Source organism: Amycolatopsis sp. NPDC114504, assembly GCF_055633595.1.
Genome location: NZ_JBVKDU010000003.1, coordinates 254,928 through 276,520, shown reverse-complemented (window position 1 = coordinate 276,520; position 21,593 = coordinate 254,928). Strand labels below are relative to the sequence as shown.

The 21,593-nt window shown below is 72.6% G+C and carries 28 protein-coding genes; 19 read left to right on the top strand and 9 right to left on the bottom strand.

What is annotated here, in order from left to right; all coding sequences use genetic code 11:
• A complete protein-coding gene (locus tag ACZ7PG_RS22660; RefSeq protein ID WP_470241075.1) occupies positions 1-591 on the top strand; it encodes a TetR/AcrR family transcriptional regulator in 591 nt (196 codons plus the stop codon).
• On the opposite strand, the gene ACZ7PG_RS22655 is transcribed toward ACZ7PG_RS22660, so the two are convergent.
• A complete protein-coding gene (locus ACZ7PG_RS22655) occupies positions 569-1,267 on the bottom strand; it encodes a TetR/AcrR family transcriptional regulator (RefSeq protein ID WP_470241074.1) in 699 nt (232 codons plus the stop codon). The genes ACZ7PG_RS22660 and ACZ7PG_RS22655 overlap by 23 nt on opposite strands.
• A 68-nt stretch (positions 1,268-1,335) precedes the next feature.
• Between ACZ7PG_RS22655 and ACZ7PG_RS22650 the strand changes: the two genes are divergently transcribed.
• The 3 genes from ACZ7PG_RS22650 to ACZ7PG_RS22640 all read left to right on the top strand — a co-directional run bounded on the left by ACZ7PG_RS22650 (position 1,336) and on the right by ACZ7PG_RS22640 (position 4,229).
• Entirely contained in the window at positions 1,336-2,445 is a 1,110-nt protein-coding gene (locus tag ACZ7PG_RS22650; RefSeq protein WP_470241073.1) for an FAD-dependent oxidoreductase, read from the top strand.
• 127 nt (positions 2,446-2,572) lie between these two features.
• Positions 2,573-3,793 carry a cytochrome P450 family protein gene (locus ACZ7PG_RS22645; protein WP_470241072.1) on the top strand — a complete coding sequence of 407 codons (1,221 nt, stop codon included), beginning with the start codon at positions 2,573-2,575 and terminating at the stop codon, positions 3,791-3,793.
• Positions 3,794-3,860: 67 nt separating this feature from the next.
• A complete protein-coding gene (locus ACZ7PG_RS22640; RefSeq protein WP_470241071.1) occupies positions 3,861-4,229 on the top strand; it encodes an STAS domain-containing protein in 369 nt (122 codons plus the stop codon).
• A 26-nt stretch (positions 4,230-4,255) separates the two neighbouring features.
• Here ACZ7PG_RS22640 and ACZ7PG_RS22635 read toward each other — a convergent pair whose 3' ends face one another.
• The 6 genes from ACZ7PG_RS22635 to ACZ7PG_RS22610 are packed head-to-tail and all read right to left on the bottom strand — an operon-like array spanning position 4,256 to position 10,198.
• Positions 4,256-5,806, bottom strand: coding sequence for a SpoIIE family protein phosphatase (locus ACZ7PG_RS22635; protein WP_470241070.1), 1,551 nt, complete (start codon positions 5,804-5,806; stop codon positions 4,256-4,258).
• A 1-nt stretch (position 5,807) separates the two neighbouring features.
• Positions 5,808-7,556 carry an ATP-binding response regulator gene (locus ACZ7PG_RS22630; protein WP_470241069.1) on the bottom strand — a complete coding sequence of 583 codons (1,749 nt, stop codon included), beginning with the start codon at positions 7,554-7,556 and terminating at the stop codon, positions 5,808-5,810.
• A complete protein-coding gene (locus ACZ7PG_RS22625; RefSeq protein WP_470241068.1) occupies positions 7,553-8,581 on the bottom strand; it encodes an ATP-binding SpoIIE family protein phosphatase in 1,029 nt (342 codons plus the stop codon). Before ACZ7PG_RS22625 ends, ACZ7PG_RS22630 begins: the two co-directional genes overlap by 4 nt.
• Complete coding sequence (locus ACZ7PG_RS22620; protein WP_470241067.1) at positions 8,578-8,988, bottom strand: anti-sigma regulatory factor; 411 nt, start codon at positions 8,986-8,988, stop codon at positions 8,578-8,580. Before ACZ7PG_RS22620 ends, ACZ7PG_RS22625 begins: the two co-directional genes overlap by 4 nt.
• Positions 8,985-9,350, bottom strand: coding sequence for an STAS domain-containing protein (locus tag ACZ7PG_RS22615; RefSeq protein WP_470241066.1), 366 nt, complete (start codon positions 9,348-9,350; stop codon positions 8,985-8,987). Before ACZ7PG_RS22615 ends, ACZ7PG_RS22620 begins: the two co-directional genes overlap by 4 nt.
• A complete protein-coding gene (locus ACZ7PG_RS22610; RefSeq protein ID WP_470241065.1) occupies positions 9,350-10,198 on the bottom strand; it encodes an STAS domain-containing protein in 849 nt (282 codons plus the stop codon). The genes ACZ7PG_RS22615 and ACZ7PG_RS22610 overlap by 1 nt, the downstream gene beginning before the upstream one ends.
• Positions 10,199-10,350: 152 nt before the next feature.
• Here ACZ7PG_RS22610 and ACZ7PG_RS22605 point away from each other — a divergent pair, with 152 nt between their 5' ends.
• From ACZ7PG_RS22605 to ACZ7PG_RS22540, 14 genes are all read left to right on the top strand, one after another.
• Positions 10,351-10,713 carry an STAS domain-containing protein gene (locus tag ACZ7PG_RS22605; protein ID WP_470241064.1) on the top strand — a complete coding sequence of 121 codons (363 nt, stop codon included), beginning with the start codon at positions 10,351-10,353 and terminating at the stop codon, positions 10,711-10,713.
• Positions 10,710-11,138: an ATP-binding protein gene (locus ACZ7PG_RS22600; RefSeq protein WP_470241063.1), complete on the top strand. Its 429-nt coding sequence runs from the start codon at positions 10,710-10,712 to the stop codon at positions 11,136-11,138. Before ACZ7PG_RS22605 ends, ACZ7PG_RS22600 begins: the two co-directional genes overlap by 4 nt.
• Before the next feature lie 153 nt (positions 11,139-11,291).
• Positions 11,292-12,683, top strand: coding sequence for a LytTR family transcriptional regulator DNA-binding domain-containing protein (locus tag ACZ7PG_RS22595; protein ID WP_470241062.1), 1,392 nt, complete (start codon positions 11,292-11,294; stop codon positions 12,681-12,683).
• Positions 12,684-12,699: 16 nt separating this feature from the next.
• Positions 12,700-12,978 (top strand): hypothetical protein, encoded by a 279-nt coding sequence (locus ACZ7PG_RS22590; protein ID WP_470241061.1) that lies wholly within the window; start codon positions 12,700-12,702, stop codon positions 12,976-12,978.
• A gap of 9 nt (positions 12,979-12,987) precedes the next feature.
• Positions 12,988-13,446, top strand: coding sequence for a peroxidase family protein (locus ACZ7PG_RS22585; RefSeq protein WP_470241060.1), 459 nt, complete (start codon positions 12,988-12,990; stop codon positions 13,444-13,446).
• 189 nt (positions 13,447-13,635) lie between these two features.
• Positions 13,636-13,872 (top strand): hypothetical protein, encoded by a 237-nt coding sequence (locus ACZ7PG_RS22580; RefSeq protein WP_470242445.1) that lies wholly within the window; start codon positions 13,636-13,638, stop codon positions 13,870-13,872.
• Positions 13,800-14,042, top strand: coding sequence for a peroxidase family protein (locus tag ACZ7PG_RS22575; protein ID WP_470242380.1), 243 nt, complete (start codon positions 13,800-13,802; stop codon positions 14,040-14,042). The genes ACZ7PG_RS22580 and ACZ7PG_RS22575 overlap by 73 nt, the downstream gene beginning before the upstream one ends.
• Positions 14,043-14,181: 139 nt before the next feature.
• Positions 14,182-14,643: an MSMEG_3727 family PQQ-associated protein gene (locus ACZ7PG_RS22570; protein WP_470241059.1), complete on the top strand. Its 462-nt coding sequence runs from the start codon at positions 14,182-14,184 to the stop codon at positions 14,641-14,643.
• A gap of 13 nt (positions 14,644-14,656) precedes the next feature.
• The gene (locus ACZ7PG_RS22565; RefSeq protein WP_470241058.1) at positions 14,657-16,357 is read left to right on the top strand and encodes a PQQ-dependent dehydrogenase, methanol/ethanol family; all 1,701 of its coding nucleotides are present in this window, start codon (positions 14,657-14,659) and stop codon (positions 16,355-16,357) included.
• A 35-nt stretch (positions 16,358-16,392) separates the two neighbouring features.
• Complete coding sequence (gene pqqA / locus ACZ7PG_RS22560; protein ID WP_470241057.1) at positions 16,393-16,488, top strand: pyrroloquinoline quinone precursor peptide PqqA; 96 nt, start codon at positions 16,393-16,395, stop codon at positions 16,486-16,488.
• Positions 16,489-16,603: 115 nt separating this feature from the next.
• Complete coding sequence (gene pqqD, locus ACZ7PG_RS22555) at positions 16,604-16,888, top strand: pyrroloquinoline quinone biosynthesis peptide chaperone PqqD (RefSeq protein WP_470241056.1); 285 nt, start codon at positions 16,604-16,606, stop codon at positions 16,886-16,888.
• The gene (gene pqqE, locus ACZ7PG_RS22550) at positions 16,881-17,957 is read left to right on the top strand and encodes a pyrroloquinoline quinone biosynthesis protein PqqE (protein WP_470241055.1); all 1,077 of its coding nucleotides are present in this window, start codon (positions 16,881-16,883) and stop codon (positions 17,955-17,957) included. The genes pqqD and pqqE overlap by 8 nt, the downstream gene beginning before the upstream one ends.
• A 127-nt stretch (positions 17,958-18,084) precedes the next feature.
• Positions 18,085-18,420, top strand: coding sequence for a YciI family protein (locus tag ACZ7PG_RS22545; protein WP_470241054.1), 336 nt, complete (start codon positions 18,085-18,087; stop codon positions 18,418-18,420).
• Entirely contained in the window at positions 18,417-19,652 is a 1,236-nt protein-coding gene (locus ACZ7PG_RS22540; protein ID WP_470241053.1) for an RNA polymerase sigma factor, read from the top strand. The genes ACZ7PG_RS22545 and ACZ7PG_RS22540 overlap by 4 nt, the downstream gene beginning before the upstream one ends.
• Before the next feature lie 115 nt (positions 19,653-19,767).
• Here the strand turns inward: ACZ7PG_RS22540 and ACZ7PG_RS22535 are convergent, their stop codons facing one another.
• Positions 19,768-20,751: an RNA polymerase subunit sigma-70 gene (locus tag ACZ7PG_RS22535; protein ID WP_470241052.1), complete on the bottom strand. Its 984-nt coding sequence runs from the start codon at positions 20,749-20,751 to the stop codon at positions 19,768-19,770.
• A gap of 64 nt (positions 20,752-20,815) precedes the next feature.
• Complete coding sequence (locus ACZ7PG_RS22530; RefSeq protein ID WP_470241051.1) at positions 20,816-20,986, bottom strand: MerR family transcriptional regulator; 171 nt, start codon at positions 20,984-20,986, stop codon at positions 20,816-20,818.
• On the opposite strand from ACZ7PG_RS22530, the gene ACZ7PG_RS22525 reads away from it, so the two are divergent.
• A complete protein-coding gene (locus ACZ7PG_RS22525) occupies positions 20,975-21,577 on the top strand; it encodes a siderophore-interacting protein (RefSeq protein WP_470241050.1) in 603 nt (200 codons plus the stop codon). The two genes, ACZ7PG_RS22530 and ACZ7PG_RS22525, sit on opposite strands and share 12 nt — an antisense overlap.
• Positions 21,578-21,593: the final 16 nt, after the last annotated feature.

The following is a 21,593-nucleotide window of genomic DNA, read 5'->3' as shown; positions in this document are numbered from 1 at the left end:
GTGCCCAAGGTTGTCGATCACGACGCGCGCCGCCGGGAGATCATCGGGGTGGTGTGGCGGCTCGTCGCCGAGGAGGGCATCCAGTCGGTGACCACCCGGCGGATCGCCGAAGCGGCCGGCTTCGCGAACGGGGCGCTGCTCTACTACTTCCCGAACAAGGACGCCGTCCTCACCGCCGCCTTCCAGCACATCTTCGACGCGACGAACACCCGCGCCGACAAAGCGGAAGGGGATCGCCACGGCTTGGCCGGACTTCGGACGCTGTGCCTGGAGATCATGCCGCTGGACGAGGAGCGCCGCACCGAGGCGCGGCTGGCGATCACGTTCTGGCAGCAGGCGCTGAACTCACCCGAAAAGGCCGAGATGCACACGGGCTTCATGAACCGCTGGCGCGTGGAGATGAGCGCCCTCCTGGCGGAGGCGGCGGCCGACGGCGAGATCGGCGAGCCGCCGAGCATCGACGCCGTCGTGGACGAGCTGCTCTCGATGCTCATGGGCCTGCAGATCCTCGGCGTCCTCTCGCCGAGGGAGGCCACCCCGGAGCGGCAGCTCGGTCAGCTCGACGAGTTCATCGCCCGTCTCCGCCGCTGACGGTCACGCCGGCTCCGATGCCGTCGAGGAGAAAGCCGAGGCCGGTCCGGAAGGTCTGCTCGGCGTTCAGGTGCGCGGCGTCGCGGACGACCGTCTCCAGCGCGGGGTACCGGCCGGTCGCGAACATCCGTTCCAGGTAAGGGCCGTAGGCGGACTGCCACGCTCGCTGGTCCAGCCCGGAGCTTCGCTCGGCGCGCCGCTCGGCGATCTCGCGGCGGACCGTGCCGATCACGAACGCGTCGACCGCGCTGACCACCGGCATCACGACGTCCACGTCGATGCCGCCCAGCGCGGACAGCACGGCCTCGCCCCTGGCCAGCGCGTTCGGCCCGAGCTGGGGCCGCCCGCCGATCAGGTCGGCGAGCCACTCGTGCCGGTGCGCGGCCCGCCGGGTCAGTTCGGCGACCGACGTCAGCACCTCCCGCCAGTCGTCCCCGGCCGGCCGGATCTCGGCGTAGACCGCGTCGACCATCAGGTCGAGCAGCTCGTCCTTGGTGGCGAGGTAGCCGTACAGCCGCATCGGCCCGACGTCGAGCGCGGCGGCGACCTTGCGCAGCGACACCGCTTCCAGACCGGCCGCGTCGGCCAGCGCGATCGCCGCCTTGACGATCCGCTCCCGGCTCAGCGGGCCCGGCACCGGCCGGTCCGGCGGCTCCGGCCGTTCCCACACCACCATGCGGGTGACAGTACATCGCATCCTTCGATACAGTGTATTTGACAATACGGTGTATCGAAGGGGGACCCATGAAGATCGCCATCGTCGGCGCCGGGCCGGGTGGCCTGGCCCTCGCCCGGATGCTGCACGTGAAGGGCATCGACGCCGTCGTGTACGAACGGGAGTCCTCGCGCGACGCGCGTGGCCAGGGCGGCATGCTCGACATCCACTCCGGCCAGCGGGCGCTGCGCGAGACCGGCCTGATCGAGGGGTTCCACGCGATCGCCCGGGGTGAAGGCCAGGACATGCGGCTGCTCGAGCCGGACGGCACCCTGCTGCTCCAGGAGGACACGCCCGACGACGCCCCGCTCCTGCGGCCCGAGGTCGACCGCGCCGATCTGCGCGACCTGCTGCTGGACTCCATCCCCGAAGACGCGGTGCGCTGGGGGCACGCGTTCGAGTCCGCCGGCGACGGTGTCGTGCGGTTCACCGACGGCCGCACCGCGTCCTACGACCTGCTGGTCGGCGCCGACGGCGCGCAGTCCCGGGTCCGCGCGCTGGTCACCGACGCCCGTCCGGCGCACATCGGCCAGAACGCCGTCGAGGTCGGCATTCCCGACGTCGACCGCACGCACCCGGACCTCGCGGCGATGGTCGGCCGCGGCAACTACTGGGTGCTCGGCGACGGGAAGTCCCTGGTGGCGCAGCGCAACGGCGACGGCCGCGTCCGCATCGGCCTCAGCTTCTACCACACCGGCGAGGACTTCTTCGCCACCAGCGGGATCCCGTTCGACGACCCGGCCGCCGCCCGGGCGCGGCTGATCGAGCTGCTCCCCGGCTGGGACCCGCGGTTCACCGCGCTGATCGCGGCCTGCGACGACACGGTCGTGGGGCGGCCGTTCTTCACCCTTCCGGTCGGCCTGACCTGGCCGTCGAAGCCGGACGTCACGCTGCTCGGCGACGCCGCGCACCTGATGCCCGCGGTGGGCGAGGGCGCCAACATGGCCCTGCTCGACGGTGTCTCGCTCGGTCTCGCGCTGGCCGCGCACCCGGACGACGTCCCCGCCGCCATCGCCGAGTACGAAAGCGAAATGTTCGAACGCACCGGCGCCGTCGGCCGGAAGTCCGCGGAGATGAAGGAACTGCTGATGTCGCCGGACGCCGCGCGGAGACTGCTCGCGTTCTTCCAGCCGAGCTGACGGCGGGCAGGGGGCACCCCTATTCGTGGTGCTCATTCTCCCACCACCGTGCCGGAATCCGCTGCCCTGCTGGTAAAACCGGAAGGACGGCCTACGGTCAGGCCGGTCCGGCTGCGGGAGGAACCAGATGACCAGGGGCAACGTCTTGCGGCTCGACGTGACCGGCCAGGACGTGCACGGAGAGGGACGGCTCCTGCGTGCCGAAGGCTCGGCCGGGCTCGTGGAGCTGCCCGGTGGCGTCCCGGCGTGGGCGGTCGCGGACGCGGCCACCCTGCGCAAGCTGCTGACCGACCCGCGGGTGTCGAAGGACCCCCGCGCGCACTGGACCGCGTTGCGCGAAGGGCGGATCGGCGATGACTGGCCGCTGCTGATCTGGGTGTCGGTCCGCAACATGTTCACCACCTACGGCGCCGACCACCGGCGGCTGCGGGCCTTGGTGTCCAAGGCTTTCACCGTGCGCCAGGTGGAGGCCATGCGCCCGGAGGTCGAGCAGATCACCACCGGGCTGCTCGACCGGCTCGGGCGCAGGGGTGCGGGGCCGGTCGACCTGCGCGAGGAGTTCGCCTACCCGCTGCCGGTCGAAGTGATCTGCCGGCTCTTCGGCGTGCCGGTCGATCGCCGGTCCGCCGTGCGTTCGGTCGTGGACACCATCTTCGACACCACCGTCACCGCCGAACAGGCCCAGGCGAACTCGCTGGAGCTGTACGAGCTCATGCGCGGCCTGATCGCCGACAAGACCGCGAACCCCGGCGAAGACCTCACCAGCGCCCTGATCACCGCGCGGGCCGAGGACGCCACCCGGCTCGACGCCGACGAGCTGGTCGACACCCTCATCCTCATGCTCACGGCGGGCCACGAGACCACCGTCAACCTGCTCGACCACGCCGTCACGGCCCTGCTGACCCATCCCGACCAGCTCGCCGCCGTCCTGCGCGGCGACCACACGTGGGCCGCGGTCATCGAGGAAACGCTGCGCTGGCAGGCTCCCGTGCCGTACCTGCCGCTGCGGTACGCGATCGAGGACATCGCGCTGGACGACGGCACGATCATCGGCCAGGGCGAAGCGATCATCGCGGCCTACGCGGCGGCCGGCCGCGACCCGGCCGAACACGGCGTCACGGCCGAGGAGTTCGACCTGTCCCGCGAGGACAAGCAGCACCTGGCCTTCGGGCACGGCGTGCACTTCTGCCTGGGTGCGCCGCTGGCCCGGCTCGAGGCCGCGATCGCCCTGCCCGCGCTGTTCGCGCGGTTCCCCGGGCTCCGGCTGGCCGTGGACCCGGCGGAGCTGACCACCGTCCCGTCGTTCCTGTCCAACGGTCACACCGCCATCCCGGCTCTGCTCGGTTGACGCCCGGAGCGTGTACGGTGGCGCGACGGCGGTTCCGTCGCACGGTTTTCCGTTGAGGAGGCCCACCGTGGCTTCAGGGTCCTTCGAGGTGAGCACGACCGCCGAGGCGACGGTCGTCACGGCGGCCGGTGACCTCGACCTCGCCGTCACGGACGACCTCATGGCCCTGCTGGACCGCGAGCTGCGGCGCCGACCGGCGGCCCTGGTGTTCGACGCGGCGGCGGTGACGTTCTGCGCGGCCCGGGTCCTGACGATCCTGGTGGACGTCACGGCGGACGCCGTCCTGCACGGGGTGCCGTTCGCACTGGCGGGCCGCACGAGATCACTGCTGCGGCCGATCGCGACGCTCGGCCTGGATCGCGTCCTCCCGATCCACCACGACACGCGGGAAGCGCTGGCCTGGCTGGCCGCCGTCCCGCTGCTGACCGACCGCTAGGCGAACTGCCGTACTCGCCGAGCCGGTCAGGCGTGGCGGCGGAAGGCCAGCAGGGCGATGTCGTCCTGGGCGTCGCGGCCGAACTCGTCGAGCAGCTTGTCGCACAGCACCTCGAGGTCCGCGTCGTGCGCGACGGCTCCCGCCAGGGCCGCCATCCCCGCGTCGAGGTCCGTGCCCGAGCGCTCGATGAGCCCGTCGGTGATCAGGAGCGCCAGGGTGCCCACCGGGAGCTCGAGCTTCGTCGCCGGGGGGCGGCGGAGGCCGACGCCGAGCAGCGGGCCGCGGATGTCGAGGTAGCGCGTTCCGGTGGCGTCGGCCAGCAGCGGCGGGATGTGCCCCGCGCAGGCCACCTCCGTCGCGCCGGTCGCCGGGTCCAGGAGCATCAGGCACGCCGTCGTCAGGCCGTCGGGGTGGAAGCGGCTCACCAACGCGTCGAGGCGGTCGAGGATCTCCACCAGGCCGTGCCCTTCGACGGCGTACGCGCGCAACGCGTGCCGCACTTCGCCCATCACCAGCGCCGCCTGGAGCGAGTGGCCCGAGACGTCGCCCACCGCGATGAGGAGGCGCCCGTCGAGCTCGGTCACCTCGTAGAAGTCGCCGCCGATCTCGGTGTGGCTCGACGCCGGGAGGTAGCGGGCCGCCATCGGCAGCTCACGGCTGCTCGGGAGCCGGCGCGGCAGCAGGCTCCGCTGCAGCGCGACGGCCAGGTCGCGCTCCCGGGACAGGGTGCGCAGGGCGTCGGCGGCCAGCGCGCTCACCTGGCCGAGCTGGATCAGCACGTCGCGGTCCTGGTCGGTGGCCGCCACGGCGTCGTCGACCGCGACGCACACGACGTCGGCGCCCGGTTTCGCCCGGGCCAGCACGATCGTCGACCCGCGCCCGGGCCGCCACCCGAGCTCGTGGCCGCCGCTGACGGTGGTGCGCATGTGGGGCTGCAGCAGCGACGCGGTCAGGTTGTCGAGCACGGCGGGCTCGGTGCCGGTGGCCTGCCGGTGGTCCACGGCGGCGCTCGCGGTGCGCACCGAGCCCTGTGGCGTCGTCGCCAGCGCGCTCGCCGGGGCCGCGAAGATCGCCGCCGCGCCCGCCGCGACCGCGGCGAGGAAGCCGTCGAACGTCGTCGCGGAGTTGATCGCGAGCGTGGCTTCGGTGAGCTTCGTGAGCCGGTGGGCCAGCAGCTCGGCCACGGCGCGGGCGCGGTGGTAGCGCAGCGCCGATTCGACCACCGCGACCAGCTCGGCCGGGTCCACCGGTTCGACGAGGTAGCCGTCGGCGCCGCGGTTGAGCCCGCGGGCCCGGTCGTCGATCTCGATGGCGGTGGCGGACATGTGGATCACCGGGATGGCGGAGGTCGCCGGGTCCGCCTTGATCCGCTCGCAGACCTCGATCCCGCTGATGTCGGGGAGGTTGACGTCGAGCAGGACGAGGTCCGGCCGGTGCTCGGCGACCGCTTCGAGCCCGGCGCCGCCGGTGCCCACCTCGACGACGCGGTAGCCGTTGCGGCGCAACCAGCTGCTCGCCAGGTAGCGGCTGGCTTCCATGTCGTCGACGATCAGGATGGTCGCGGCCGGCTTCGCCATTTCACGTCCTCCGCACTACAGCGAACGCTTCTCCGACCGCGAGCTTGACGGTTTCGGCGGAGATCTGCGACTTGAGCAGCAGGGCCGCGCGCAGCCCGGCCGCGGTGAGGTCGAGCCCGTCGGGGACGGCCGAGGTGACCACGACGACGGGCAGGTCGCCGTGCTCCGCCTTCGCCCGGAGCACGGTGAGGACCTCCCGGCCGTTCATGCCGGCCATGGCGAGGTCGAGGAAGACCACGTCGGGGCGGAACCCGGACAGCGTCTCCAGGGCTTCCCGGCCGTCGCCGGCCACCCGGACCTCGGGGGAGAGCTCGGCGATCCGGCGGGTGAACTCGTCGCGGAACACCGGGTCGTCGTCGACCACGAGGACGCTGCCGAGCGCGGTGATGTCGCCGCCGTAGGGCCGGGCGGGCAACCGCAGCTCCGCCGTGGTGCCCCGGCCGACTTCGCTGGTCAGGTCGAGTTCGCCGCCGAGGATCTCGGCCAGCTTCCGCGCGTAGGACAGTCCCAGCCCGGTGCCGGAGGTCTTCGCCTGCAGCTTGTTCCGGACCTGGTGGAACTCCTCGAAGACGCGCTTGAGCTGTCCGGCCGGGATGCCGATGCCGGTGTCGGTCACGGTGAAGCGGACGTGCTCGTCGCCGGTCGCGGTCACCGAAACCCCCACCGAGCCGCGCTCGGTGAACTTGATGGCGTTGGAGAGCAGGTTGCGGAGGATGCGCACGAGCATGGTCTCGTCGGTGACGAGCGTGGCGACCTCGGCGTCGTCGATGCGGAGCTCGACACCGGCCGGGACGGTCGACCGCAGCACGCCCGCCAGGTGCAGGAGCACGGCGCGGACGTCGACGGGCGTCGGCTGGGGGACCAGCCGGCCGGATTCGGCCTTGGCGGTGTCGAGCAGCTCGTTGACGAGGGCGAGCAGGGTTTCGCCGGAGTCGTTGATCAGCCGGACCTGGCGGCGCTGGTCGCCGGTGAGCGGTTCGGATCCCGCGGCGCCGAGCAGGCGCGCGAGGCCGACGATCGAGTTCACCGGCGAGCGGAGCTCGTGGCTGATGTTCGACCAGAAGCGGGTCTTGGCCTCGTTGACGGCGGCCAGCTGCGTCGTCTTCTCGTTGATCTCGGCGTAGAGCGCCACGACGCCGCGGTTGGTCTCTTCGAGCTCTTCGGAGAGCTCCTTGTACAGCGCGACGACGCCCTGGTTGGTCTCTTCGAGCTCCTCGTTGAGCCGCAGTAGCTCCCGCCGCTTGCTTTCGAGGTCCTCGAGCGCGCTGAGCAGCTCCTGGTTCTGCGCGCGCAGCTCGTCGAGCGGGCCGGCGGCTCTGCCGCCGGCCAGCCGTTCGCGCAGGGCGTCGAGAGAAATGTCCATGGGCGCTGAACCTGCCGTCGTGCCCTTCGTCATGGTCATGGTGGCGCGGCCGGCCTCGTGGGTGGTGGCGACCTCGTCCATCAGCCGGGCCATGGTGTCACGGCTGACGTCCAGGACGTCGTCGGCGGGCGGCCCCTGCCAGGTGAACTCGATCGCCAGGCCGCGGGCCGGCGTCGAGACGAGCAAGAAGACGACGGTCGCCTCGATACCCCCGCGCACCAGGTCGCGGCCGACGTCGCTGAGGGCGGTGGCCACGCGGACCTGGTCCTGCCGGTCGAGGCCGATGGCCTGGGCTGTTTCCCGGCCGTACTGCCGCATCGCGAACACGCCGGACTCGGCCGACAAGGCCATCCGCAGCAGCTCGTTCGCGCGGCGCCGGGAGGTCATGGCCGCGGTTTGCCGACGAGGACGCCCGCGTCGTCGTTGTTGCGGGCGCCGGCGTCGCGCACGAGGGCGGCGGCGATCACCAGCGGGGTGCTGTCGAACAGGGCGGTCCACTGGCCGGGGCGCCACTTCTCGGTGAGCCCGTCGCTGTGCAGCACGACCGCGGCGCCCGGCGGCAGCTCGTGGTCGAACGCGCGGATCGTGCGGGCCTGGTAGCCCGCGATCCCGGGCACCGAGATCATGCCCTGCTTCCGGTCGCCGAGGACGACGGACGCGGCGATGTTGCCCAGCCCGGCGAAGCGCACCCGCCCCTCGGCCGGTGCGAGGTCGGCGACGGCGACGGCGCCGCCCCGGCTGCTGCGCAGCGCCGCGTGGATCGCCGCGATCACCTGTTCCGGCGGCTCGCCGGCCGGCCGCTCGCAGAAGACCCGGACGGCTTCCCGCGCCGCGCTGGCCGCCAGAGGGCCGTGCCCGGAGCCGTCGCACATCATCAGCCGCAGCCGGCCGTTCGCGCGCATCACGGCGTAGGCGTCACCGCAGACGTCTTCGCCGGTGATCGGCCGGGTCATCCCGGCCGCGTCGTCGTCGGCCAGGTCCACCGCGGCCGGCCGGAACCGGGCGGTGACGACCGTGCCCTGGCCCGGCTCGGAGAACACCGTCACGGCGTCGGAGAGCCGGTGCACCGCGCCGAGCCCGACCCCGAGGGTGCCCGCCGTGGAGTGGCCGTCCGCGATCGCCGCGGCCGGGTCGCCGATGCCGGGGCCGCGGTCGGTGGCGACGACTTCCACCGCGGCGTGGGTGGTCGCGCGGACCGACCGGACCAGGAGCGTGCCGTGCTCCGCGTGGCGGTCGAGGTTCGTGGCCAGCTCCGTGACGACGATGCCGACCTCGGCGGTGCGCCGCTCGGAGAACCCGAGCCGCTCGGCCAGGCCGGTGGCGATCCGGCGCGCCCGGCCGGTGGCCGTCGGATCGTCGACGGCCACCCAGGCGACGTCCTCGGTCACCGGCAGGCAGTCGGCGGAGGTCATCGCGACCACTTGACCACGGTCACTTCGGTGCCCCGGCCCACCTCGGTGTCCAGTGCGAACTCGTCCACGAGCCGGCGGGCCCCGCTCAGGCCGAGGCCGAGGCCCTTGCCGCTGCTCCAGCCGTCGGCCAGTGCGAGGTCGGTGTCGGGGATGCCGGGCCCGTCGTCGTGGAAGAGGGCCTTGACGCCGGTGCGGCGGCCGTCGCCGACGAGCTCGATCCGGGCGTGCCCGCCCTGGCCGTAGACCAGGGTGTTGCGGGCGAGCTCGCTGGTCGCCGTGACGAGCTTGGTCTGGTCGACGAGGGACAGCTTGATCCGCTGGGCGAGGGAACGCACCGACTGGCGGACCCGGACGACGTCGGAGTCCGTCACGATGGGGATCTCCTCCGCCTCGCCGGCCGAGGTCATCTCCGGGCCGCCCGGAGCCCCTGCAGGATCGCCATGCCCTTTTCCAGGTTCAGGGCCGTGCGGACGTCGCCGAGCGTGAGGCCGAGCTCGACGAGCGTGATCGCGACGGCCGGCCGCATGCCGACCACCACGGTGTCGGCGTCGAACAGCCGCGACAGCGACGCGATCGTCGCGAACATCCGCCCGATGAAGGAGTCGACGATCTCGACCGCGGAGATGTCGATCACCACCCCGGACGCGCCGGTCGTGCTGATCTTCTCCGCGAGGTCCTCCTGCAGCGTGAGGACGCTCTGGTCCTCCAGGTCGACCTGGATCGAGACCAGCAGGATGTCGCCGATCTTCAGGATCGGGATCCGCTCCATCAGGCGGGCCTCTTCTCGCCGTGCACGAGCTCCACGCCCTCGAAGCGCAGGGCGTGGCGCAGGGCGTCGGCGAGCGTCGCCTTGGTCGTGATGTCGCCGAACTCGATCCCGAGCGCGACGATCGTCTGGGCGATCTGGGGGCGGATGCCCGAAATGGTGCACTCGGCACCCATCAGCCGCGCCGCGACGACGGTCTTGAGCAGGTGCTGCGCCACCTGGGTGTCGACGGCGAGAACGCCGGTGATGTCGATGATCGCGTGCTGGGAGCTCGTCTCGACCAGGCTCTCGAGCAGCTTCTCCATCACGACCTGGGTGCGCGCCGAGTCCAGGGTGCCGACCAGGGGCACCGCGAGGACGCCTTCCCACAGCTTCACGACCGGGGTGGTCAGCTCGAGCAGCTGCTCGGACTGCTCCCGGATGATCTCCTCGCGCGCGGCCGCGTACGACTCGAACGTCCACAGGCCCAGCCCGTCGAGCAGCCCGGAGAACGCCATGAGCCGGCGGAACACCTCGGGGTCGTCGTCGTTTTCGGTGAGCTCGAAGACGGCCTGCTTCAGCGCGAAGACACTGGCCGCGGTTTCGGTGGGACTGAACCCCTGGCGCGCCCGGTTCCGGGACAGGTCGGCCAGGAACGCCCGGATTTCGCGTTGCCGGTCATCGTGGAGCCCGGCGGCGGACTCGTCCGCCACCGGCAGCAGGATGGTGAACAGGTCGCCCAGTTCGCGCCGCAGCTCCGTGGTCGTCATGCGCCCGCGCAGGCCGGCCCCGGCCAGCTCGGCCCAGCGCTCGACCAGGCTCTCGCCGTGTTCGCGCAGCAAATCCGACAGCTGCCCCTGACCCGCAGTCATCCAGAGTCTCCTCGCTTCGGTACGTCCGCGAACTTTAGCCTGGCGGCCTGCCCGGCCGGGGTTCCCGGTACCGGCCGATCCCCCGCGGGGCGCGGAGACCCGGCCCGTAGGCTGGCGGGGTCGGCGCGCGCGCCGCGGAAAGGGGCCGAGCAGTGGACGAGGGCGAGCCGGTGGTCCTGCGCATCTCGCACCGGCGGGCCGGCGCGGCCCACGTGGTCGAGGTCGCCGGGGAGATCGACGCGGGCACGGCTCCCGAGTTCCGCCGTGAGCTCGCCCAGGAGAGCGTGGACACCACCGCGGCCGAGCTCGTCGTCGTCGACCTCACCGAGGTCGGGTTCATCGACTCCGCGGGGCTGACCATCCTCGCCGGGCTCCACCGCCGCAGCCGCGAACGCGGCGTGGGCGTCAAGGTCGTCGCGAGCCAGTACGCCGTCAAGCGCGCGCTGAACATCACCGGGCTCGACGAGCTCATCCCCGTCGTCGCCGACCTGGCCGAAGCCCTGCCGGCCGAATGACCGGCCACCCCGGCGACGGCGACCCGGCGCTGTACGACCTCCACGGCACGGGCTCGGGCGACCTCGCCGCCGTCCGCCGCTGGGCGGCCCGGCAGCTGGGCGACCTGGGCGAGCCGCACCGCGAAGACGTCCTGCTGGTGCTGAACGAGATGGTCCAGAACGCGTACGAGCACGCGGGCGGCGCGCGCCGGCTCCGGCTGACGCGCCACGCGGAGCCGTGCGAGGTGACGATCGGGGTGGAGGACAACTCCCTGACCCCGCCCCGGCTCCGGGCTTCGGCCGGGACCGGCTTCGGCGGGCGCGGCCTGTACCTCGTCGACCGGCTGGCGACGGCGTGGGGCTCCCGCGACGACCTGCCGGTGGCCGGCAAGACGGTGTGGGCCAGGGTTTCGTGCACCCTGGCGCACCAGGAACCCTGCCGCTGAGCCGGATCCGGCGTTCCGGCTGCGGCGATCGGCGGTACGGGTTCCGCTGGCCGAGGGATGTGCTCGACCGCGCGGCGAAGCCTACGGTGGGCATACCGATCGTGACGCGGTGACGAAGCAGCTGTCACAGGCCGAAGGTGGTTACCCACCATAATGGATGCACGTCGGTTCGACGGGAGCGCGGCGAACCCCGGTGGGGACGCCGTGTTCGAGGCGTGGGAGCGGTTCGTGCGCGGCGAGGACCAGGTCCCCGGCGTCCGGCCCGTCGTGGCCATCTCCTGGCACCGCTGCCGGGAGCGGTACCGGGTCGACCCCCACCTGACCGAAGCCCCGGTCGCCGCCGGCGACCGCGACCACACCCCCGAGCACGACGTCGTCTTCGCCGAGCTGGGGTTCCGCGCCGCCTCCGTCGCGCACGAGATGGGCAGCCTGCGCGGTGTCGTCAGCGTCACCGACGCCGCCGGCCGGATCCTGGCCGAGTGGGGCGACCAGGCGACGCTCGCCCGCGCCACCGACTTCAACCTGGCTCCCTGGTTCTGCTGGTCCGAGTGCGCGGCGGGCACGAACGGCATGGGGACGGCCCTCGAAGCGCACGGCCCGGTGCTGATCAGCGGCGCCGAGCACTGGTGCCAGGCGTTCCACCACTGGGTCAGCGCGGGCATCGCCGTGCGGAACGTGGTGACCGGGGAGCCGATCGGGGGCCTGAACCTCTCCTGCTGGCGCAACCGGCTGCCCCCGGCCGCGGGCGGGTGGCTGGCGAACGCGGTCGCCAAGACCCAGCGCGCGCTGAAACGCCGTGCCCGGGACAGCGGTGCCGAGCTGGTCGCCGCCTACACCCAGGCCGGGGCCCGCTCCGGGGTGCCGCTGGCCGCGGTCGACACCGCGGGCAAGGCGGTGATCGCGGACGACACGGCGAGCGTGCTCATGGGCGTCCCGGCCGCCACCCCGGCCGTCGACGCGACCTTGCGGTGGAACCCCGGGCTGCCGGAGCTGATCGCCGCCGCCCGGCACGCCAGCAAGCAGGCGGCGGGCAACCCCGGCTGGGTCGGCTCGACGCGGATCTTCACGCACCTCGCCGACGAGCCGACGGCGATCAGCATCCGGCCCGTCTTTTCGTCCGCGAACCTGATCGGGCACTTGATTTCTTTCGGCGTCTCCGAAGGAGAGCAGTTACCCCCGGCCGAGCGGCCCGCGCGTCCCCGCGAGGAGCCGCGCCGGCTGGTCGGCGTGCGGGACAACCGGATGGTGCTGCTGCGGCTGCCGGAGGTCTCCCTCGCGGAGTCGGAGGGCAGCGACGTGTGGCTGTCGACCGCGCAAGGACGCCTGCGGGCCGCGTCGCCGAGCCTGGACAAGCTCGACACCGAGCTGGCGGACGACGGGTTCCTGCGGGTGCACCGCCGGTACATCGTCAACCTCAGCCGCATCCGGGAGATCGAGCGCGGGCACAAGGGCGAGCTGTGGCTCGTCATGGAAGACGGGGCGGACGAGCTGGTGCCGGTCTCCCGCCGGAACGCACCGGCGGTGCGCCGCGCGCTGCACCTCTGAGCCCCGGAGGTCCGGCGTGGGAGACAGCGTGCGCGCGTGGTGGCCGGACCTGCTGGGAGCGGACTTCGACTACGCCGCGGAGTTCCGGACCCTCGACCTCGACGCCTTGGCGAGGGACGTCGACGCCGTGCTGATGACGTCGCAGGACTGGTGGCCCGCCGACTTCGGCCACTACGGGCCGCTCGTGCTCCGGATGGTCTGGCACTGCGCCGGGACCTACCGCGCCGAGGACGGCCGCGGGCATGCGGCGGTTCGCCCCGCAGAACAGCTGGCCGGACAACTGCAACCTCGATAAGGCGCGCGGGTGCTCTGGCCGGTGAAGCGGAAGTACGGCCGCAAGATCTCCTGGGTCGACCTGATGGTCTTCGCGGGCAACCGCGCCCTGGAGACGATGGGCTTCACGACCTTCGGCTTCGCGGGCGGCCGACCAGATGGGCCTCGTCTACGTCAGCCCGGAGGGGCCGAACACCGTCCCGGACCCGCTCACCTCGGCCCGACCGTCGCGCTGATCGCGGGCGGGCACACGTTCGGCAAGACGCACGGCGTCGCGGACCCGGACGCCGTCTCCAGCGGGCTGGAAGACACGTGGACGCCCACCCCGACGCGCTGGGACAACTGCTACCTCGAGACGGTGTTCGGCTACGAGTGGGACCTGGAGCTGAGCCCGGGCGGGCTGTGGCAGTGGATCCCGCGAGCCGGCGGGGGAGCCGGCACCGTGCCCGACGCCCACGACCCGCCCGGACGCACGCCCCGACGATCCTGACGACGGACCTCGCGGTGCGCGTGGACCCCCGGCTACGAGCCGATCGCCCGGGACTTCCTGGCGCACCCGGACCGGCTCGCGGACGCGTTCGCGCGGGCCTGGTTCAAGCTCACCCACCTCGACCTGAGGCCTCGCGAGCGTTACCTCGGCCCGCTGGTCCCGGCGGAACGGCTGCGCTGGCAGGACCCGGTGCCCGCCGTGGCCCACGTGGTCGTCGCGGCGGCGGACATCGCCGTGCTCAAAGGGGAAATCCTCGCTTCCGGACTGCCGATCGGCCGGCTCGTCGCCACGGCGTGGGCGTCGGCCTCGACGTTCCGCGTCACCGCCAAGCGGGGCGGCGCGAACGGGCGCGCATCCGCCTGGATCCGCAGCGGAACTGGGACGTCAACGAGCCCGGCGAGCTGGCCGAGGTGCTGCGCGTTCTGACGGGGATCGCCTCCGGGAAAGAGATTTCGCTCGCCGACCTGATCGTCCTGGCCGGCGTGGCGGCCCTCGAGCAAGCGGCCGGCGTCGAAGTCCCGTTCACCCCGGGGCGAACGGACGCGACGGCGGGAAGTTCGTGCGCGACTTCGTCGCCGCGTGGGACCGGGTCATGAACCTCGACCGCCAGTGGGGCCCGATCGGCTGTGAACGGTAGCCGGTCGCTGATGAGCGGTGCGAGCCCCGTTCGCCGGCCGGCTCCGGCGTACCGTGCTTTGTTCCGGCACGAAATCGGCGCGAGGAGGACAAAGGCCGATGACGAGCATTCAGGAGCGTACCGACCTGCTCAACAAGATCGGGCTGGACGCGCAGAACAAGGCCGCGCTGGGCGCGGTGCTGGGCACCGGCACCATCGGCCAGGCCGTCGAGGGACGGAACGGCCGGCTGCAGGCCACCATCCGCATCAACCCGGACGAGCTGACCTGGGATCCGTCCATTTTGGTCATGCCGCACGGTGGCGAGATCGACCTCGAGATCATCAACGACGACCGGAACACCCACTGCGCGCTGCTGCCGAGCAACGGCGACCGCAAGTTCCTCTGGCTGGTCAACCATTCCCGGGGTCGCGCGACGCTCGACCTCGACGGGCCGGGGTACTACTGGTTCAGCTCGCCGACGGGCAACGACGAGGGCCGGGGCCTGACCGGGGCGATCGTCGTCCTCGGGGACGCGCCGCCGGAAGCCCGCCTCGACCGGCCCCAGCAGCCGCGGCCGTAGGGAGGAACAGGACATGACTGTCGAGTACGTCGACGCGGGCGAGGCCATCGACCAGGGCACGCTGAGCGGCAAGGTCGCGGGCGGTGAGGTCGCGCCGCCGGTGGTGGCCCGGCTCGGGTACGAGCGCATCCTCAACGCCCGCGAGGAATCGCACAACTGGATCACCTACTACGGCGCCTACGACGGGCAGCGCTACAGCACGCTGGACCAGATCAGCACCGAGAACGTCAAGCGGCTCGTCCCCGCGTGGATCTTCCAGGCCGGCACGACCGGCCTGATCGCGGGCGCGTCGACCTACTCCTTCGAAGCCGCGCCGATCGTCGTCGACGGCGTCATGTTCCTCTCCGGCTGGGACGGCTGGGTGTGGGCGCTCGACGCGAAGACCGGCGTGGAGATCTGGCGGTACAAGCACGCCGTCCCGTTCGACGTCTCCCTGTGCTGCGGGAACGTCAACCGCGGGGTGGCGGTCGCCGCGGGCAAGGTCTACTTCGTGACGGCGAACGCGCGGCTGGTCGCCCTCGACGCCACCACCGGCAAGCGGGTGTGGGCCAAGACCTACGGCGACGTGCGCGCCGGCGAGAGCGCCACCGTCGCTCCGCTGGTCGTGAAGAACCTCGTCATCGTCGGGAGCTCCGGCGGCGAGTTCGGGGTGCGCGGTCACCTCGACGCGTTCGACCTCGAGACCGGCGACCACCAGTGGCGCTGCTACATGGTGCCGAAGCCCGGCGAACCCGGCTCGGAAACCTGGCCCACCGAGGGCGAGGCCTGGGCGCGGGGCGGCGCGAACTGCTGGCTCACCGGCACGTTCGACCCGGAGACGAACCTGCTCTACGTCGGCACCGGCAACCCGGCGCCCGACTTCGACGGCGAAGTCCGGGAAGGCGACAACCTCTACACCGACAGCATCGTCGCCGTCGACGTCGACAGCGGCCGGATCCGCTGGCACTACCAGTGCACGCCGCACGACCTGTGGGACTACGACAGCATCGCCGAGTGCATCCTGTTCGAGCACGACGGGCGCAAGCTGCTCGGGCACTTCGACAAGAACGGCTATTTCTTCGTCCTCGACCGCACGAACGGCTCGCTGGTGCGGATCACCCCCTTCGTGGACCGCATCACGTGGGGCGCGATCACGCGCGACGGCAAGGTCACGGCCAAGGTGTACCCGGAGAAGGAAGGCGAGCCGGTCCACTTCTACCCGGGTCCGGCCGGTGCCAAGGAGTGGACGCACGCGTCCTACAGCCCGAAGACGGGGCTCTTCTACGTTCCGGTGCAGGACACCGGGGCCACGGCCACCCGGCGGCGCCGGGAGTTCCGGGAGAGCATCCCGTACTGGGGCGCGGGTGTCGCGGTGGACATCGACGACATGGCCGGCTCGGTAAGCGCTTTCGACGCGACCGGCGAGGAGAAGTGGCGCTGGCGCAACGAGCTCCCGATGTGCGCGTCGACGCTCGCCACGGGTGGCGACCTGGTGTTCGCCGGCGAGCCGTCGGGTGAGTTCAACGCGCTCGACGCCCGCACGGGCGAGCTGCTGTGGCAGTTCCAATGCGGCAGCGGGCACCACAGCAGCCCGACGACGTACTCGGTCGACGGCAGGCAGTACATCGCCGTGCCGGTCGGCTGGGGCGGCTGGGCCGAGGGGTTCCTGCCCGGCATGCTCGGCGCGGGCCACGGCAGCGCCCTGATCGTCTTCGCCCTCCCGGAAACGTCGTAGGACTGCCCGCGCAACGGGGCGGAGGAGGTGAAGCCATGGAGTCCGGAGTCGTGGTGTGGGAGACGCCGGAGTTCGACGAGATCGCCGTCGCACCGGAGGTGACGATGTACGTCGGCCTGCTGGACGACTAGCGGCCGGGGCGCCGGGCCGACGGGTCCGGCGCCCTCCCCGCGCGAACGGGGACACCCGTTCCCCGTGCGACGTCCTGTAAAGCCCGATGGCCGCCATCGACCGAGCCCATCCGGAGTGACCGTGCCCGAAGTGTCCACAGTGGATCGACCCCGGCTGGCGCGCCACGTCCGGTTGGGCTTCGACCGGGCCCGGGGGCGGCACGTCCTGCTGCTGCCCGAGACGGTCGTGGTGCTCAACGGCACCGGCGCGGACATCCTGGAGCTGTGCGACGGGCAGCGCACGGTGGCCGGGATCGTGGCCGAGCTCCAGGTGCGGTACGGGAGCGTCCCCGGCGACGAGGTGCGGCGGTTCCTGACCCGGCTCGCCGCCCGGCGGTGCGTGGAGCTGGCCGATGGATAGCCCCTTCGGGCTCCTGGCCGAGCTCACCTACCGCTGCCCGCTGGCCTGCGCGTACTGCTCCAACCCCCTGGACCTGGGCGGCTACTCCGACGAGCTGACCACCGGCGAGTGGCGGCGGGTGCTGCGCGAGGCCCGCGACCTGGGCGTCCTGCAGTGCCACCTCTCCGGCGGCGAGCCGCTGCTGCGGCGCGACCTCGCCGAGATCGTCGCCGAAGCCCACGGGCTCGGCCTGTACACGAACCTCGTCACCAGCGCCGTCGGCTTCTCGCGGTCCCGGGCCGAGCGGCTGCGCACCGCCGGGCTCGACCACGTGCAGGTCAGCGTCCAGGCCGACGAGCCGCTGCGGTCCGACCGGATCGCCGGGACCCCGTCCTTCCGGCGCAAGATCGAGGCCATGGCCCTGGTGAAGGAGCTGGGCTGGCCGCTCACCCTGAACGTAGTGCTGCACCGGCGGAACATCGACCGCGTTGCCGAGCTGCTCGCGCTGGCCGAGGCCGTCGGCGCGGACCGGGTGGAGCTGGCCAACACCCAGTACTACGGCTGGGCCTGGCGCAACCGCGACGCGCTGCTGCCGGCGCGGGCCCAGCTCGACGCCGCCGAGGCCGTCGTCCGGGCCGCGCGCGAACGTTTGCGGGACCGCATGGACGTCCTCTACGTCCTGCCCGACTACTACGGCCGTTACCCGAAACCCTGCATGGGCGGCTGGGCGTCGCGCCAGCTGACCGTGGCGCCGAACGGCGACGTCCTGCCCTGCCCGGCCGCGCAGTCCCTGCCGTTGCCGCGAGCGAGTGTGCGGGCGGACTCGCTGGCCCGGATCTGGGCCGAAGCGCCGGTCATGACGGCGTTCCGGGGAACGGACTGGCTGCCGGATCCCTGCCGGAGCTGCACCCGCCGCGACGTCGACTTCGGCGGCTGCCGCTGCCAGGCGTTCCAGCTCACCGGCGACGCGGCGCGCACCGACCCGGTCTGTCACCTTTCGCCCGACCACCACCTCGTCGAGCGGGCGATCGAGACCGCGAACGGCAGTCCGGCTCGATCGGTGCCCCGCCGGAGAAATCACGAAGAATAAATGTCGCATTTCCGGACGGATTCCGGCCGATTCCGCGGTGGCCCGCCGCCGGGGTCGCGGGAAGGGCGGGAACCCGGCAGTGGCATTCTGGCCTGGTTGATCCTGACACCAGAGGGGATGTTTCCGGATGCAGTTCCTGCTTTCCGTGGTCCACGACCAGGTCGCCGTCGCCGTCCCGGAGGAGGAGGCCGCGATCGACGTGTTCAACGACCAACTCCGCGCCGGGGGGAACTGGGTGTTCGCCGGTGGGCTCGGGCTGCCCGGCGACGCCGCGGTCATCGACAACCGGGGCGAGGCGGCGGTGCTCACCGACGGCCCGTTCGTGGAGTCCAAGGAGTACCTCGCCGGCTTCTGGATCATCGAGGCGCCCGACTTCGATGTCGCGCTGAAGCTCGCGACCGAGGGGTCGAAGGCCTGCAACCGCAAGATCGAGGTGCGCCCGATCCTGGTCGAGGGCGCGTGAGCGACGTCCGTGCGGCGATCACCCGCGCCCACCACGAGGAGTGGGCCCGGGTGGTCGCCGCCCTGACCAGGCGCTTCGGCGACCTCGACATCGCCGAGGAGGCGGCCGCGGAGGCGTTCGCGACCGCCGTCGAGCGGTGGCCGGCCGACGGCGTGCCGCCCAACCCCGGCGCCTGGCTGACCACCACCGCCAACCGCAAGGCCATCGACCGGATCCGGCGCGAGAACAAGCGTGACGACAAGCAGCAGGAAGCCCAGTCGGCGTACGACGGCGACCCGGCCGAGCCGCTCGGCGCCATCGACGACGACCGGCTCCGGCTGATCTTCACCTGCTGCCACCCGGTACTGGCGCCGGAAGCCCGCGTGGCGCTGACGTTGCGCATGCTGGGCGGCCTGACCGTGCCCGAGATCGCCCGCGCCTTCCTGGTCGCCGAAGCCACGATGGGCCAGCGGATCACCCGCGCGAAGGCCAAGATCAAGGCGGCGCGCGTCCCGTACCGGGTGCCGTCCGCCGAAGACCTCCCCGCCCGCGTCTCCGGTGTGCTCGCCGTGCTGTACCTCGTGTTCAACGAGGGTTACCTGGCCACCGGCCCCGACACCGACCCGGTGCGCCACGACCTGACGACCGAGGCGATCCGGCTCACCCGCCTGATCCGGGGCCTCCTGCCGGACGACGGCGAGGTGGCCGGGCTGCTGGCGCTGATGCTGCTCATCGAGGCCCGCCGCCCGGCCCGCGTCTCGGCCGGCGGTGAGCTGGTCCCGCTGGCCGAGCAGAACCGCGGGGAGTGGGACGCGACGCTGATCGCCGAGGGCCACGGGCTGGTGCGCGAGCGCCTCGCGGCGGCCGCCGCCGGGATCCCGCCGGGCCGCTACCAGATCCTCGCGGCGATCAACGCGGTGCACACGTCGGCCCGCGAGATCGGCGACACGGACTGGTCCCAGGTCGTCGCCCTGTACGACCAGCTGGTCCGCGTCGACCCGGCACCGACGGTCGCCCTCAACCGCGCGATCGCGGTCGCCGAGCTGGACGGCCCGGACGTGGCACTGGCGGCCATCGACGGGCTGGGGGACACCCTGGAGGGGTATCACGCCCAGCACGCGACCCGCGCGGAGCTGCTCCGCCGCCTGGGCCGCAGCGACGAGTCCCGCGCGGCGTACGACAAGGCGATCGAGCTGGCGGGCAACACGGCGGAGACCGCGTATCTGACGCGCCGTCGCGACCAGCTGGGGTAGGCGCGCCGGCAGCGGTCCGTACCCTCGCCGCGCGACGGCCGGGAGTGCGGACGCCGGTGCCGGAGCCGCGCGGCTCCAGCCGAACGCGCCGTACCACTCCGCCGCGGCCGCCGGACTACTCCGTGCCGTCCGCCAGGAGGCGCTCCGGCAGTCCGAGCCGCGGGAACCGGTCGTCGTGGAACGTGATGATCTCGGCGATCGCTCCGCCCGTGACGCGCAGGACGTCGATCGTCAGCGGCAGGTACGCGCCCTCCTGCTGCCGCCAGTGGTAGAACCCCACAGCGGGCTGCCGGTTGACCGACGTCGCGACCGCGCGCAGCCCCGTCATGCTCTCGAAGCCGCTCTCGACCCAGTCGCTCACCACCGCTTCGCGGCCGAGGTGCAGGCCCGGCGTCGGCGGCATCGAGCACCGGACGTCGTCCCGCAGCAGCGCGGCCAGCCCGGCGACGTCGGTGGCCACGCTGGCCTCGGTGTAGCGGCGCACCAGCTCGCGCGTCCCGGCGTCCTCCTCACCTCCGGTCCAGTCCTGCCGCTCGGCCGGCAGGTGCGCTCGCAGGCCGGCGCGGGCTCGCTGCAACGCGCTGTTCACGGAGTTGACGGAGTCCCCGAGCAGCTCGCCGACCTCCTTGGCCGGCCAGCCGAGCACGTCGCGCAGGATCAGCACGGCCCGCGGGCGTGGCGCGAGGTGCTGGACCGCGACCAGGTAGGCCAGCTCGATCGTCTCCCGGGCCAGGGCGACGGACTCGGGCTCGTCCGCGTCGCCCGCGGGCAGCTCGTCCAGCAGCCGGTCCGGGTAGGGCTGCAACCACGGCACCTCGCCGCCGGTCGCCGGCTCCGGGCGGCACTTGGCCAGCAGGTCCAGGCAGGCGTTGGTGGCGATCCGGTACAGCCAGGCGCGGAACGTCGAGCGCCCCGCGAAGGTCTCCCGCCGTCGCCAGGCACGCAGGAACGTCTCCTGCACGGTGTCTTCGGCGTCCTCGAACGACCCGAGCATCCGGTAGCAGTGCACGTGCAGCTCCCGCCGGTGCCGCGCGGTCAGCCCCGAAAACGTCGGCTCGTCGACCTCGCCCGGCTCCGCCTGCCGTGGTTGCGCGCTCATCACGTCATCCTTCCGCCTCGTCGTGTCCCGTCACAGGTAAGACGGGAGCGGGCGCGACAACTCATCACGGCGACGGGATGCGGCCGGCGATCTCCTGCCGGTCCTCGAGCTTGAGCGGGCACTCCAGCGCGTGCTCGATCAGCTCCTTCGCCGTCTGCGCCTCCTCGATCCGGCGCTGCCCGCCGGCGGCCCTGGCCGGCGCGAGGAGGCCCACGCTTTCCCAGTGCCGCAGCACGTGCGTGGCCACCCCGAACCGCCGGGCGAGCTCCGGCTCATCGGGGTGCCCGGCCTGCGCTGGACGCCGGGCCAGCACATCCGGGTCCGGGTCGGCACGCTGACGCTGCGCACGTACTCGATCTGGGACTACGGCGACCACCTCGACCTGTGCGTCCTCGACCACGACGGCGCCGGGCCGGGCGCCCGCTGGGCCCGCGAGGTCCGCCCGGGCCGCCAGGTGTCGTTCTTGAAGCCCGAGGGCCGGCTCGTACCGCAGGAGGGCGCGCCGTACCACCTGTTCGCCGGAGACGCGACGGCGTCAGTGGCGTTCGGCGCGATGATGCGCGCACTGCCCGCCGACGCGCCGGTCCACTGCGTCATCGAGGCAGCCGACCGGTTGCCGATGCCCCGCGAGGTCACCTGGACGGACAACCTCCTCGCCACGCTCCCCGCGCTGGACCTGCCGGCCGAGCCGGGCATCGCGTACGTGGCCGGCGAGGCCCGCGCGTGCCAGGCGGCTCGCCGTCACCTGGTGCAGGACCGCGGCTGGCCGCGCCGCTCGATCGTCGTGAAGCCGTTTTGGACGCCCGGAAAGCGTGGGATGGACTAGGAGAGCGGGACGGGAC